General features: G+C 64.1%; 14 protein-coding genes. 4 read left to right on the forward strand and 10 right to left on the reverse strand.

Features of this window, described 5'->3' with window-relative positions; genetic code table 11:
- Positions 1-11 precede the first annotated feature (11 nt).
- From NLM27_RS16635 to NLM27_RS16650, 4 genes are read right to left on the reverse strand one after another with little or no spacing between them, the layout of a single operon-like run.
- On the reverse strand, positions 12-878 hold the full coding sequence (locus NLM27_RS16635) for an HlyD family secretion protein (RefSeq protein ID WP_254144330.1): 867 nt from the start codon (positions 876-878) through the stop codon (positions 12-14).
- On the reverse strand, positions 875-1,081 hold the full coding sequence (locus NLM27_RS16640; protein WP_254144331.1) for a DUF1656 domain-containing protein: 207 nt from the start codon (positions 1,079-1,081) through the stop codon (positions 875-877). Before NLM27_RS16640 ends, NLM27_RS16635 begins: the two co-directional genes overlap by 4 nt.
- Positions 1,078-3,129, reverse strand: a complete 2,052-nt coding sequence (locus tag NLM27_RS16645) for an FUSC family protein (protein WP_254144332.1) — start codon at positions 3,127-3,129, stop codon at positions 1,078-1,080. The genes NLM27_RS16640 and NLM27_RS16645 overlap by 4 nt, the downstream gene beginning before the upstream one ends.
- Before the next feature lie 2 nt (positions 3,130-3,131).
- Positions 3,132-3,605 carry a MarR family winged helix-turn-helix transcriptional regulator gene (locus tag NLM27_RS16650; RefSeq protein ID WP_254144333.1) on the reverse strand — a complete coding sequence of 158 codons (474 nt, stop codon included), beginning with the start codon at positions 3,603-3,605 and terminating at the stop codon, positions 3,132-3,134.
- A 90-nt stretch (positions 3,606-3,695) separates the two neighbouring features.
- On the opposite strand from NLM27_RS16650, the gene NLM27_RS16655 reads away from it, so the two are divergent.
- Positions 3,696-4,943 carry an MFS transporter gene (locus NLM27_RS16655; protein WP_254144334.1) on the forward strand — a complete coding sequence of 416 codons (1,248 nt, stop codon included), beginning with the start codon at positions 3,696-3,698 and terminating at the stop codon, positions 4,941-4,943.
- Here NLM27_RS16655 and NLM27_RS16660 read toward each other — a convergent pair.
- Entirely contained in the window at positions 4,928-5,836 is a 909-nt protein-coding gene (locus NLM27_RS16660) for an amino acid ABC transporter substrate-binding protein (RefSeq protein WP_254144335.1), read from the reverse strand. The genes NLM27_RS16655 and NLM27_RS16660 overlap by 16 nt on opposite strands.
- A gap of 183 nt (positions 5,837-6,019) precedes the next feature.
- Positions 6,020-6,439, reverse strand: a complete 420-nt coding sequence (locus NLM27_RS16665) for a nuclear transport factor 2 family protein (protein ID WP_254144336.1) — start codon at positions 6,437-6,439, stop codon at positions 6,020-6,022.
- 147 nt (positions 6,440-6,586) lie between these two features.
- On the opposite strand from NLM27_RS16665, the gene NLM27_RS16670 reads away from it, so the two are divergent.
- From NLM27_RS16670 to NLM27_RS16680, 3 genes are all read left to right on the forward strand, one after another.
- Positions 6,587-7,828: an amidohydrolase family protein gene (locus NLM27_RS16670; RefSeq protein ID WP_254144337.1), complete on the forward strand. Its 1,242-nt coding sequence runs from the start codon at positions 6,587-6,589 to the stop codon at positions 7,826-7,828.
- 79 nt (positions 7,829-7,907) lie between these two features.
- A complete protein-coding gene (locus NLM27_RS16675) occupies positions 7,908-9,113 on the forward strand; it encodes an amidohydrolase family protein (protein ID WP_254144338.1) in 1,206 nt (401 codons plus the stop codon).
- Between the two features lie 174 nt (positions 9,114-9,287).
- Positions 9,288-9,593: a hypothetical protein gene (locus NLM27_RS16680; protein ID WP_254144339.1), complete on the forward strand. Its 306-nt coding sequence runs from the start codon at positions 9,288-9,290 to the stop codon at positions 9,591-9,593.
- 15 nt (positions 9,594-9,608) lie between these two features.
- Here NLM27_RS16680 and NLM27_RS16685 read toward each other — a convergent pair whose 3' ends face one another.
- Genes NLM27_RS16685 through NLM27_RS16700 form a run of 4 tightly spaced genes read right to left on the reverse strand, consistent with a single transcriptional unit; the run spans position 9,609 to position 12,813 of the window.
- A complete protein-coding gene (locus tag NLM27_RS16685; protein ID WP_375142253.1) occupies positions 9,609-10,529 on the reverse strand; it encodes a DUF1932 domain-containing protein in 921 nt (306 codons plus the stop codon).
- Entirely contained in the window at positions 10,529-11,398 is an 870-nt protein-coding gene (locus NLM27_RS16690) for an ABC transporter substrate-binding protein (protein WP_254144340.1), read from the reverse strand. Before NLM27_RS16690 ends, NLM27_RS16685 begins: the two co-directional genes overlap by 1 nt.
- A gap of 21 nt (positions 11,399-11,419) precedes the next feature.
- Positions 11,420-12,103: a 4-carboxy-4-hydroxy-2-oxoadipate aldolase/oxaloacetate decarboxylase gene (locus NLM27_RS16695; protein WP_254144341.1), complete on the reverse strand. Its 684-nt coding sequence runs from the start codon at positions 12,101-12,103 to the stop codon at positions 11,420-11,422.
- Positions 12,100-12,813, reverse strand: a complete 714-nt coding sequence (locus NLM27_RS16700; protein ID WP_027517331.1) for a PIG-L deacetylase family protein — start codon at positions 12,811-12,813, stop codon at positions 12,100-12,102. The genes NLM27_RS16695 and NLM27_RS16700 overlap by 4 nt, the downstream gene beginning before the upstream one ends.
- Positions 12,814-12,843 lie beyond the last annotated feature (30 nt).

Genomic DNA, 12,843 nt, shown 5'->3' on the forward strand with positions numbered 1-12,843 from the left:
TCCGCGCAGCGTTAGTCCAATACCTCCACCGTCACGGAGCGGCCGGCGACCAGCGACATGGCGTCGGGAACATGGTCCAGCGCGATGCGCACGGGGACACGCTGGGCGAGCCGCACCCAGCTGAAGGTCGGGTTGACGTTGGCGAGCATGCTGGCGCCTTCCGCGCGATCGCGGTCCTCGATACCGGCGGCGATGCTCTCGACATGGCCTGACAGCTTCAGCTTCTCGCCCATCAGGCGGACCTGCACCTTGTCGCCAATGCGGATGCGCGCGAGTTTTGTCTCCTCGAAATAGCCTTCGACATGCAGTGTGTCGGTGTCGACCAGCGCCATCACGCCCTTCCCGGCCGTGACGTAGGCGCCGGGACGCAGATCCATGTTGGTGATCACGCCGTTCACGGAGGCGTGGACCTCGCTGCGATCAAGATTGAGCTGGGCGACCGCACGGTCCGCAACGGCGGCGTCGAAGGCCGCCTTGGCCTGCAGCTGGGTGGACAGAACCTGCTCCTGCTTTTGCTGCGAGACCGCATCGGTCGTCAGCGCGCTATACCGTTTCAAATCGGAATTGGCCTGATCGAGCGTGGCCTGATGGCCGGCGACAGAGGCATCAGCCTGCCGCAGCGCCAGCGCAAAACGCTCGCGGTCGATCCTGAACAGAACGTCGCCGCGATGGACCTTCTGGTTGTCCTTGACCAGCACCTCTGTAACGAAGCCGGACACGTCGGGCGCGACCTGCACGACGTCGGCTCGGACACGGCCATCGCGGGTCCAGGGCGACTCCATATAGTAGACCCAGAGCTCGCGTCCGACCGCGAGCGCGGCGACGACGGCAAGGACTGTCAGCGCGAGGCGACCGAGCCAGGCGAAATTTCCCTTCATGAGAGATACTCCGAGAGATAGACGACGCCGCCGAGAAGGCAGACGAAAATCGCGAAATCGAACAGTGCGCGATGCCAGACCAGCCGGTAGAGGTCGAAGCGCTGCATGAGCCGGCGCAGAAGCGCACTCAGGACATAGGCGACGATGATCCACAGGAGCAGCGCCGGCACGAGCACGCCGTAGATGTCGACCACATATCTCATGCCGCAATCCCCTTCTCCAGGCGCGCCCGATAGGCGGGCGCCTGCGGGAACAGCCCGCGGCGGATGCCGACCAATCCGATCAGGGCATCCTCCCGCGCCTGCGGGTTGGGATCTTTCACGGCCGCCGCCAATGCAGCATCGATGCGTGCGAGCAATTCAGCCGGCATTCCTCCCCCGGTATGGCGGCGGAACGCGACGGCGAGCTGGTCGAGCATGTCGTCGAGCACGAAGAGCGTAGGTGCGGCGAGCCCGTAGCGGGCGCGCCTGAGGTCGATGATGTTGATTCCGATGCGAACCTGCGCCAGGCTGTCGGCATCACGGCGGTCGCTCTCCGAAACGAAGGCGATGCGCTGCACCAGCAGCGTCAGCCGATGCAGCATCAGGCCGGCGAACTCGGCCCGATCATGCTTGCCACGACGTTCGGCGGCGACCGCGAGCGTCTTCCAGCTCGACAGCACGAGGCGATTGGCGACCCATTCGGCGCCCACCCCGCGCGCGATGCGCGTCACGAGTTCGGCGATGACGACCCCAACGAAGAAGGCGACGGCGGAATTGGCATAGGACGCGAAGTCCGCACTGTAAGTCGATTGCAGCGCGAGCAAAGTCGCCGTATTGGCCGCGAGTGCCAGGCCGGTGCCAGCCGTTGCCGGCCGCGCGATGAGGAAGCCATAGAGCAGGAAGGTCGGCGCCAGCGCGAGGACCAAAACCTCGAGGTGTGAGATCGCGGGGACCAGCGCGAACAGATAGACCGCAACGACCACGATGGCGACCAGCGACCACAGACCGAAGCTGCGGATGAAGCGCGCGGGCTCGTCCTGCGCCGCGAAGAACGAGCAGGCAATCGCCGCCATCATCGGTGCCGAGGCACCGTCCGGCCAGCCGGCGCCGATCCAGAATGCGCAGCAGATCAGGATAGCCGTGGCCGCACCAGCCGCCGACCACAGGGCAAGGCCGCGATCCCTGTGGCGCACGGGCGCAGCACCCGCCTCGGAATGAAACGCCAGATCGGCGGTTGAGACGCCGCGGTTCTCGGCGATCGCCTCTGTGAGGACACGGCAATCACGCGAGAGGTCGACAAGCTCGCGCAGCCGCGACAACAGGCTCGTGGTGATGATCCGCTCCCAGGAGGCGCTGTCGTCGAGCACCGCCTGTCGCTCTGCGATCGCGGCGCGGATCCGTTCCGCCGGCTGGCGTGCGCTGACGTCGCTGACAATCCATTGCGCGAGATCCTCCAGCAGCCGCTTCAGCTCGCCCTGCCGGCGCAGCGTTTCCTCCCCTAACGCGGCCAGCCGATCCTCCAGAGAGGCGATCACCGGCAACATCATCAGCATGCGCAGCCGGATCTCGCTGAGGCCGCTCACGGCGTTGCGATCCGTCAGCCGGTCATAGGCAAGATGGGTGGAAAGCGTGTCGATCTCGACGATGTCGACCGCGAGCTTGATGCGCCTGGCGCGGCGGGTTTCGCTGGTGCCCTCGCGCAGCAGCACGATCTGGCTGAGGCGGCGCGCATCCGCCAGCCAGGTATCGACCCGGCCCGCGACCGCGGGCGCGACGCTGCGGGGAAACACGATGGTCGAGACCAGGCTCGCACAGATGATGCCGAGGGAAATCTCCTCCACCCGGGCAACGGCGGTATCGAAGATGGCGCCGGGCTCGGACACCGAGGGAAAGCCGATCAACGCAACCGTGTAGCCGGCGAGCATGAAGACGTAACTGCGCGGCGTACCGTCGAGCAGCGAAAGGTAGAGACAGAGTCCGACCCAGAGCGCGATGGCGAGGCAAAGCAGTTCCGGCGCATTGATCAGGTTTGGCACCAGCGCCACCGTCATGGTCGCGCCGACCAGCGTCCCCATCACGCGGAAGAAGGCCTTCGAGCTCGTCGCACCCGCCAGCGGCTGCGAGGTGATGTAGACGGTCGCCATGGCCCAATAGGGCCTCGGCAGATCCATCGCCAGCGCGATGACGAGCGCCAGCATCGACGCGGCGAACGTCTTCAAAGCGAAGATGAGGTCCGCGTGGCGGACCAGGAACGGCTCATCTGCGCGCATGACTATTTCGCCTCGGGGCCGGCCTTGACGTCTTGCAGGCGATTGGCCCGCTGCTCGATGCGCTGGAGCGTCTCGAAGGTTATCGCAAGTTCCTCGGTGCCGATATCCCTCAGCAGGCTTGCCCGCACCCTGCGCAGTACCCGGTTGGTTTCCTCGACCTTGGCCTCACCCGCTTTGGTCAGATGTAGCGTTTTGGCACGGCGGTCGGTTGGGTCTTCGCGGCGCTCCACCAATCCTTCGGCCTGCAGCAGGTCGATCAGCCGGACCAGCGACGGACCCTCGATGCCAAGCTCGTCAGCAAGCACACCCTGGCGGACGTTCTCACCCTGGCGAGACAGCACCAGAAGCGGAATCGCGGTCGCATAGGACAGGCCATGATCGGACAGCGCCTGGTCCGACTCGCGGCGCCAGATTCGGCCGAGGCGCGTGACGAGCCGGCCGATTTCGGCGTGGATGTGAGCCTGCGAGGGAGCCATGCAAATTAGATAGGACGCAAACTATTAGCCTGCAACTATATAATTGAGGATAGCCCGATTGATCACGGAGAAGCGAAGAGGACAACGCAGGTGGGATCGGATTCCGCGACCGAGGCACCGGAGGCGATGGGCGACAGCGCGCTGACGCTGGTCCCGACCTTCGTCGTCGTGGCAGTCGATGCCACCGGTATGGGCATCATCCTGCCGCTCCTGCCGTTTTATTCGCAGCGCCTAGGCGCTTCGCCGTTCCTGATCGGCGCCCTGATCTCGGTCTATGCCGTCTGCCAGCTCATCGCGGGCCCTGTGGTCGGCATGCTCTCGGACCGCTACGGCCGGCGGAAGATTCTGATCGTGAGCCAGATCGGAACGCTGATCGGCTTCGTCCTGCTCGCACTCGCGGGCAACCTCACGCTGGTGTTTCTGGCGCGCATCGTCGACGGCCTGACATCGGGCAACATCTCGGTCGCGCACGCCTATGCCGCCGAGCACAGCGGGCCGGCAACCCGCAAGCAAGCGCTCGGCATGACCAGCGGCGCAATCGGGACCGGGCTGCTGCTCGGCCCTGCTCTCTCGAGCTTCCTCGTGCACTATGGCCAGACCGCACCGGTGTGGGCTGCGGCCGCACTCTCCTTGATCAGCATCTTCGCAACGATCGCCCTGCTCCCGCCGGATCACTCCGCGTCCGAGCCGCTCTACCACCATCGCGTGCCCGAGCCGACGCTGACCCGCAGCCTGCTCGGCATGCGTTGCGCTTGGCGCCTGCTCGGCCTGCTCATCGTGTTCTTCTTCGTCAACTCGATGTTCCTGTCGCAGATCGGCCTGTTCCTGTCCGCGCGGTTCTCCTGGGACGGACATTCCTTCGGCGCGCGCGAGCTCGGCTGGACGTTCGCCTATACCGGCTTCATCAACATGATAGTCCAAGGGCTGCTCATCACGCGCGCGAACCTGATCGCCTCCGACCGCAGCATCGTGGTAGCGGCATTCGCCTGTATGGGTCTTGGGTTTGCTGGCCTTGCCACGGGCAACAATATCAGCCTGCTCGCGATCAATCTCACGCTGATCATCGTCGGCACCATGTTCGCACGGAGCACGCTGACGGCGGAGCTGTCGCACAGCACCGCCATCAACCGCCAGGGCATGATCATGGGCCTCAATCAGTCGCTGATGTCGGGTGCGAACATCAGCGCCCCGCTGGTGAGCGGTGCGCTGATCGGCCATCGGCTGTTCGTCCCGTGGGCGCTGGTAATGGCTGCAGTCGCGGTCATCGGCGCCGCGCTTGCCGGCCAGTTACTCGATACGCCACGGACGCGCGCGCCCTCACCTCACTTCACCAGATAGACGTCCGGATCGGCGCTTGAGCTCGGCGTCTTGAAGGCCTGACGCAAGGCTGCCGACATCGGGACGTTGTAGTTGAGGCCGTTCGGCGGCGTCGGCGATTGCAGCCACTTCTTGTAGAGCACCTCGATCTCCGGGCTTGCGTAGAGATCCGCCGTGGCGCGGTCGGCGAGCGCCTTGAACGGGGCATCCTCCCGCCGCAACATGATCCCGTAGGGCTCCGGTTTCGAGAAAGTCTCCTCGCTGATCATGAAGGCCTGCGGCTCCTTGGAGCGCGCGATCGCAACCGCGAGCTGGACGTCGTCGAGCGCATAGGCCTGGGCGCGGTCGGTCTCCAGCAACAGGAACGCCTCGGCCTGATCCACGGCCGGCATGATCTTGATACCGAGATTGCGCTCGGTATTGACCTTGGCGAGCTGGTTCAGGTTGACCGAGCCGGCCACCGCGGTGACCGCCTTGCCCTTGAGGTCATCAATGGTGTTGATCTTGGCAGCCTTCTTGGCCGCGAATCGCGTCGCGCTGAGGAAGTGCGTGTTGGTGAAGGCGACCTGCTTCTGGCGATCGGCGTTGTTGGTGGTCGCTGAGCAATGCAGATCGAGCGTGCCGTTGACCATCAGCGGAATCCGGTTCGACGACGTCACCGCGACGTAGTCGACGGCGATGTCGGACATGCCGAGCTGCTTCTTCACGGCGTCCACGATCCCGAGACAGATGTCCATGGCAAAGCCGACCGGCTTCTGGTTGCCGTCGAGGTAACTGAACGGGACCGAGGCCTCCTGATAGCCCAGCGTGATCTTCTTGGTCTCCTTGACCTTCTGGAGCGTGCCCGACAGGTCTTCGGCTGAAGCGGCCCCCGCAAGACATGTCAGGGCCAGGATAACGGTGGGTAGGCGCATCGGGGACTCCTAGGCTCCTGAGGGTGCTTGCGCCTCCACGCCGGGCGCAATCACGGAAGTTGATAGCGCAGGTACGCGCCAGCCGCCAGACGGGCTTGCGACTATCAGCTATCGCGGCTTTCGATATGATGAGTGACAGTTTGTCGCCACCGAAGCGGCTTCGCCTCGGCGGCGCGATGGTCCTTAAGCGTCTATGCCGCGCTGGACCAGGATGCGTTCGGCACTGTCATTCCAGACATCCATCTTCGCGATCTTGCCGTTCCGCACCACGAAGCGGTCGACGTAGCGGTTGCCCTCGAAGGCGGTCCCATCCTTCCATTCGCCATACAGCGTTCCGACGCTGTAAACGATGGTTTCGCCGTTACCCGGACAGACGTCGAACCGGTCCATCTTCTTCTTGACCCAGCGGTAGCGTTTGGCGTTGAAGGCGGTCGGCCCCCGGGGATGGTCGAACTCGCGGCCGCCGGTGAACGTAATGATCGTGCCCGGCGCGACATAGGCTGCCGCGGCGTCGGGATCGGGAATCATCGATGCTGTCAGATAGGCTTTCACGATCTCCGCGTCCGACAATGATCCGGTCTCGGCTTCGGCGGTTGCGGACATGGCGCGCTCTCCTGAATTTGCCAAATACTATCGCCGGCCCGTCGGAATGCATGCATATATTATGAACATCTGCCCTGCTGCCGTGGAGCGATCCGGGCCCCGTGCCGCGATTGACTGCGGCATTTTCCCGCCGCAAAAGTCGTTACCATGAGCACGCAGACCGCCTTCGACCTGATCTTCCGTAACGCACTGTTGCGATCATCCGCCGCCCCTGTCGATATCGGCGTAAAGGCGGGCCGCATTGCCGCGATCGAACCGCGGCTCGCTTGCGAGGCCATCGAGGTCGATCTCGGCGGCCGCCTCGCTTTGCCCGGCTTCGTCGATACCCACATCCATCTCGACAAGGCCTGCCTGCTCGGCCGCTGCGGGCATGACCACGGCAGCGTCTCGGACGCCATCCGCGCCGTTGCCGGGATGAAGCGCGATTTCACCGTCGAGGACGTCTATGCCAGGGGCGCCCGGGTGCTCGAACGTGCGATCGTGCACGGCACGACGCGCATGCGCACCCATGTCGAGATCGACCCGCGCATCGCCTTGCGCGGCTTCGAGGCGGTCAGGGCGCTGAAGCGCGACTATGCTTGGGCGATCGACCTGTCGCTCTGCGTCTTTCCGCAGGAGGGCCTGACCAACGATCCCGGCAGCGAAGACCTGCTGATCAAAGCGCTGCGCAATGGCGGCGAGGTGATCGGCGGCTGTCCCTATACGGACACCGACCCGACCGCCCATCTCGAGCGCATCTTCGATCTTGCGCAGGAATTCGACGTCGATGTCGACCTCCATCTCGATTTCGATCTCGACCCCTCCTGGTGGCACCTTGACGAAGTCTGCCGGCAGACCGAACGGCGCAACTATGGGGGACGCGTGGCGATCGGCCACGCCACCAAGCTCTCGGCCTTGCCGCCCGAACGGATGAAGGCCGCCACCGCGCAACTGGCAAGATCAGGCGTTGCCGTTACCGTGCTGCCCGCAACCGATCTCTATCTGATGGGGCGCGAGGCCACCCACAACGCGCCGCGCGGGCTGACGCTCGCCCACAAGCTCGCGGGCGACGGCGTGGTGTGTTCGGTCGCCACCAACAACGTGCTCAATCCGTTCACGCCGTTCGGTGACGCTTCGCTGCTGCGGATGGCAAACTTCTACGCCAATGTCGCGCACGCCTCGGTCAGCGATTTCGAGGCCTGTCTCGATCTCGTGACCGAGCTGCCGGCACGGCTGATGAACCTTGATGACTATGGCATCAAGGTCGGCAACCCCGCCGATCTCGTTGTGCTCGACACCCAAGACAGCCGCTTCGCCATCGCGGAGCTGCCTGATGTCGTGATGGGCTTCAAGGCTGGCCGACAAACTTTTGAGCGGCCGCAGCCGAATCTGTTTCGTCCCCGGAGCTGAGCGGCCCTCGCCTCCCATATCGCTTCCTGCAAGCAGCTTGCGCGACTATCATCGCAGATCGACCAACGGAGGAACCAAAATGGCCTTCGACACAATTTTCTTGAACGCGCGTTTCGACGGCGGGTCCCGTCATCACATCGCGGTCAAGGACGGCCGCATTGCTGCGATCATGCCTGCGGACCAACCGCCTACCGGCATCGAGACGATCGACCTCGGCAATGCCCTCGTCGTCCCCGGCTTCGTGGAAGGCCACATCCATCTCGACACCAGCTTCTATGGCGATGCCTGGCGTCCGCACAAGCCCTGCACGGACGGCTTCGACGTACATGAGCGCGTCGCCTTCCAGGCGCAGAACATGGCTGAGGCCGCGCCGATGGACGTGCGGGCGCGCAACCAGCTCGACCTCTGCATCGGACACGGCACCACGCAGATGCGCAGCCATGTCATGGTGGACGGCTCGGTTGGACTGAAATCGCTCGAGACGATTTTGCGCGTGCGCGAGGAATACCGGGGCCTGATCGACATCCAGCTCGTCGCCTTTCCCCAGAGCGGCATATTGGCAAGCCCGGGCACACCGCAATTGCTCGACGAAGCCATCGGGCTCGGCGCTGACCTCGTCGGCGGGCTCGATCCCGCCAGCTTCGATCGCGATGTTGAGAAACATCTCGACGTCGTGTTCGGCGTCGCCAACAAGCATGGCGTCGATGTCGACATTCATCTGCACGACATGGGCACGCTGGGCACCTTCGAGATCGAGCAGATCGCGGCGCGCACGCGTGCGCTCGGCATGGAAGGGCGTGTCGCGATCAGCCACGCTTACGGGCTCGGCGACATCACGACCGACCAACTCAAGAAGATCGCTGAAATTCTCGCCCGTTCCGGCGTCGCGATCATGACCAACGCGCCGGGTGCGCGGCCGTTTCCGCCGATCCTTGCCCTGCGCAACGCCGGGGTCACTGTCTTCAGCGGCAACGACAACATTCGCGACTCCTGGTGGCCCTATGGCGATGGCGACATGCTGCGCCGGGCGATGACGCTCGGCTATCGCTCAGGCTTCAACGTCGACGAAGAGCTGCGCGTCGCCTTCGACGTCGTCACCGTATCAGGCGCCACGGCCTTGCGGCTGGAAGGCTACGGCCTGCGGGTCGGCGCCAAAGCCGACTTCGTGACCCTGCATGCGGAGCATGTTCCGGAGGCTGTGGTCGGGGTGCCGCAGGGACGATCGGTCTACAAGGGAGGCAAGCCTGTCGCATCGAGCGGTAGGATCATGGGGAAGAGGGGCTGATTGCAGCGCGGCATCCGTTCCATATTACCGCCAAATGTTCTAAAATTCCGAATCCGGTAGATTACCGGATAGTGGATTCGCTCGAATTCCCGCTATTTAAGCGCATTGCAAGTCCCGCGGTGCCGGTCATGAGAGGCCTGCACTGAAGTCTGCAGTCAACGGGGAAGCATTGATATGTTCAGCGCATTCAGCAGCATCGACTATCATTCCATTCGAGCGAGAACGCCGAGCGAAGCTGCCATGAAGCGGCTCGACGGCATCGGGCATGTCCTGTCGGGCCTCGACCTCACGGGCGTCCGGACGCAGGATGACCTGACGCGCACGCTTCTGACACTCGATACCGCCGACAAGTGTATTCGTGCGATCCGCGCAGAATTCCGTACCGAAGTCGCGAGCGATCGACTGGTGCGCAAGGCCGAGAACCTGATGGAGCTGATCGAACGCGCTCGCGACGAGCTTACGGGCTGCCGGGCAGCATAGTGCTGAGCCGAAGCCCTACTTCTCGCGATTGATCTTCGCGAGGATCCGGTCCGCCTCGGCGCGCCAGTCAGCGCTGCGGGCGAACTCCTTGGTGCCCCTGGTGCCGAACAGTCCTTCATCGGCGAGATCCGCCACCCAGGCCTGCCGCTCGGCCGTGCCCTGCGCTGACCACGGCGTTAGCCCCGCCTCGCGTACGGTCTCGGCGACCTCCCGCACCTCCTCGGCGCGGCGGCGGCCGTGCTCGATCACGCGCTGGAAGAAATAGGCGCCCTGCTTCTCCCAATTGATGCCAGGAAAGGTTTCGGCGAGCGAGGCCAGCACTGCATCCTCAACTCCATAAGCACGCGCGGTCGTAAAACTCTCGATGACCATGGCCTCCAGGCCCTTGATCATGATGCTGCGGCACATTTTCACCGCGGAGGACACACCGAGCTTGTCGCTGGCAACCCTCGCCGCAAAGCCGATCGCGTTCAAAAGCGGCTCGAGCTCTCTGGCGCCGGGACCGCCGAGCAGCAGCGGCACCTTGATACGATAAGGCGGCACCGAGGTCATCACCGCGCCTTCGACGTAGCGCCCGGCAGCGCCGTCGATCAGCGCGGCGGCGCGCTGCTTGGCACCTGGTGAGGCCGAATTGAAATCCAGGAACCAGGTGCCCTGGTTGATCGCAGCGGCACAGGCCCTTGCGACCGGAACGGCCTGGCTCGCCGTGACCGCGGATATGATGAAATCGGATTTCCCGGTCAGCTCAGCGTGAGACGCCGCGAGCGCGACACCAAATTTGGCCGCATGCTCCCTCAGCGAACCGCCCTGCTCGCCGCCGAGCTTGATGTCGTAAGCGGCGACCTTGATGTCCTGCTGGCGCAGATCCTCAGCAAGGATCCGGCCGACCTCGCCATAGCCAATCAGCCCGATCTGCCATCGCTTCGGATCCGCCATCAGTTCAATCCTCGTGTCGTCTCGTCGAACAACTCCTCGACCGCATAGCGGCGCGGGATCAGCGCCTGCTGGAACGCGTAGTCGACGATCAACTCCAGCGGCTTCCTGTTTGCCTCTACTCCGAAAGGAACGAGATCCGGCGAGGCCGCAGGCCCCACCTGCTCTTTGTTCCGCTTGAGCAAATCATAGATGCCTGCGACCACGTCGGGGCGCGATTTCGCGAGCTGCTCGGTCACGACCACGAGATGATTGACCGGCACGACGCCGCGTCGGGCGTACCACTTCGCAGCTTCCGCGGCCGGATCGGGGAACAACGGCTTCAGCTTGGGGTTATCAGAGGCCTCGCCAAGGACGGCGTCGAGTTCGCCGTCGAGCAGCATTTGCAGGACCTTCTTGTCCTTCTGCGCCCGCTCAGTGGTGTCGACATATTCGGCGACGTGCGGGTCTTCGAACGTTACCCAGCGGATCTTGTCGAGGTTCACGCCATAGTCGTTGGCGAGGATGCCCCCGATCCAGGCGCCGGTCGTCGTGGTGAAGGAGCGGATGCCGACGCGTTTGCCTTCGAGATCGGACGGCCCGAGCGTCCCCTTCGCGGGATTGTACATCGCATAAGAATGCTGGAAGCGGCCCATCATGGTCGCCGGCAGCAGCACCAGCGGCTTGCCGTGCGCCTTCGCCATCAAGTAAGTGACGATCGCCATCTCGCAGACGTCAAAGGCCTGCTCGCGCACCATCGGCTTGAACGCCGTGTTGGTTGGCGTGTACTCGATGAAGTCAAGATCGAAAAGGTCGGAGCGGAGCTCGCCGCTCTTTACCGCCTGGACATGGGAGTGACTGCCGAGCACGGCCTTCAGCTTGAGACGATCCATCCGCCCGCTCCACTCTTCGCTTCAGACGTCCTCGGGATTGTCGACATAGACGAGTCCGGCCTTCGCCAGTGCCTCACGCATGTTGTACATGTCGAGGCCAAGCTCGCCCGAGGCCAGACGCTTGCGCTTGCCGCCTTCATCCGCATTGCGCTTCTTCGCCTTCTCGGCGACCTCGGCCGCATGGCGCTTCGACACCACCACGACCCCGTCGTCATCCGCGACGATGATATCACCGGGATCGACGTTGACGCCGGCACAGACCACGGGAATGTTGACCGAGCCGAGCGTCGCCTTGACCGTGCCCTTGGCCGAGACCGCGCGCGACCACACCGGAAAGTTCATCTCGTGCAGCGCTTTGACGTCGCGGCAGCCGGCATCGATGATCAGCCCCTGCACGCCACGTGCCTGCAGCGAGGTCGCGAGCAGCTCGCCGAACATGCCGTCGGTATTGTCGGTGGTGCAGCCGACGACGAGGGTATCACCCTTCTTGCACTGCTCGACCGCGACATGGATCATCCAGTTGTCGCCGGGCTGCGCCAGCACCGTGACGGCGGGACCGGCGATCGACGCACCCGCCCACACCGGCCGCAAATACGGCTTCATCAGGCCGATACGGCCATAGGCCTCGTGAACGGTCGAGACGCCGTAGTCCGCCATGCCAGCGGGATCGGCACGCTTGATGTTGCGAACGACGACCGGCTTCATGCGAGCTCCTCCGCAACCGTCGGAAACAGGCGCTGATAAGCCTCGCCGTAGGTCATGGGCACGCCGGTGTTGCGGCTGCCCTGGATGCCGCGGTTGAGCGCGACGCGCTCGTAATAGCCCCACAGATGCTTCTGCGCAGCGAGGATCTGGAACGCCTCGTACTTCTCCTTCCAGACCTCGTCGATCTTGAGCAGAAGATCCGGCTTGTAATTGCACTGCTCGGGCTGGTGCGGCTCGAACAGAAACACCGGTGGCGCGGAGTACTTGTACTGTGCACCAGGTTTGTGACCCATCGCCTGCGCGACCACGCGCGTCTCCTGCGCGAAATGCGCCGCGTTCGGATGGTCGAAATTATAGGGGTCTTCCAGCGCATGCGTCAGCACGAAGCTCGGATTGAGCTCGCGGTAGATGTCGACCATGCGGTCGAAATGCGCCTCGGTGAGTTTCAGCGGATAGTCGCCACAGTCGAAGAACTCGATCTCCGCACCGAGCAGCTTTGCCGCCCGCTCCGCCTCGTCCTTGCGGCCGGCCTTGACCGATTCCAACGTCGCGCCCTTCTCCTTCCAGGCGAACTGGCTCTCGCCGCGCTCGCCGAAGGACATGCAGACGATCTTCATGCGATAGCCCTTCTTCGCATGCAGCGCGATGGCGCCGCCGGCGCGCCAGACGAAATCGCCGGGATGGGCGGTGATCACGAGACCTGTTTTCATGGGACAAACTCCCCTCTTTCGTTCGTAAGC

It is taken from the genome of Bradyrhizobium sp. CCGB12, assembly GCF_024199845.1.
GTDB lineage: Bacteria > Pseudomonadota > Alphaproteobacteria > Rhizobiales > Xanthobacteraceae > Bradyrhizobium.

What these genes read in the sequence shown, in the direction of transcription:
- NLM27_RS16660 (WP_254144335.1), bottom strand. Translation starts at nt 5,836, where the DNA reads ATGCGCCTACCCACCGTTATCCTGGCCCTGACATGTCTTGCGGGGGCC.
- NLM27_RS16700 (WP_027517331.1), bottom strand. Translation starts at nt 12,813, where the DNA reads ATGAAAACAGGTCTCGTGATCACCGCCCATCCCGGCGATTTCGTCTGG.
- NLM27_RS16640 (WP_254144331.1), bottom strand. Translation starts at nt 1,081, where the DNA reads ATGAGATATGTGGTCGACATCTACGGCGTGCTCGTGCCGGCGCTGCTC.
- NLM27_RS16680 (WP_254144339.1), top strand. Translation starts at nt 9,288, where the DNA reads ATGTTCAGCGCATTCAGCAGCATCGACTATCATTCCATTCGAGCGAGA.
- NLM27_RS16645 (WP_254144332.1), bottom strand. Translation starts at nt 3,129, where the DNA reads ATGCGCGCAGATGAGCCGTTCCTGGTCCGCCACGCGGACCTCATCTTC.
- NLM27_RS16695 (WP_254144341.1), bottom strand. Translation starts at nt 12,103, where the DNA reads ATGAAGCCGGTCGTCGTTCGCAACATCAAGCGTGCCGATCCCGCTGGC.
- NLM27_RS16635 (WP_254144330.1), bottom strand. Translation starts at nt 878, where the DNA reads ATGAAGGGAAATTTCGCCTGGCTCGGTCGCCTCGCGCTGACAGTCCTT.
- NLM27_RS16685 (WP_375142253.1), bottom strand. Translation starts at nt 10,529, where the DNA reads ATGGCGGATCCGAAGCGATGGCAGATCGGGCTGATTGGCTATGGCGAG.
- NLM27_RS16670 (WP_254144337.1), top strand. Translation starts at nt 6,587, where the DNA reads ATGAGCACGCAGACCGCCTTCGACCTGATCTTCCGTAACGCACTGTTG.
- NLM27_RS16650 (WP_254144333.1), bottom strand. Translation starts at nt 3,605, where the DNA reads ATGGCTCCCTCGCAGGCTCACATCCACGCCGAAATCGGCCGGCTCGTC.
- NLM27_RS16665 (WP_254144336.1), bottom strand. Translation starts at nt 6,439, where the DNA reads ATGTCCGCAACCGCCGAAGCCGAGACCGGATCATTGTCGGACGCGGAG.
- NLM27_RS16690 (WP_254144340.1), bottom strand. Translation starts at nt 11,398, where the DNA reads ATGGATCGTCTCAAGCTGAAGGCCGTGCTCGGCAGTCACTCCCATGTC.
- NLM27_RS16675 (WP_254144338.1), top strand. Translation starts at nt 7,908, where the DNA reads ATGGCCTTCGACACAATTTTCTTGAACGCGCGTTTCGACGGCGGGTCC.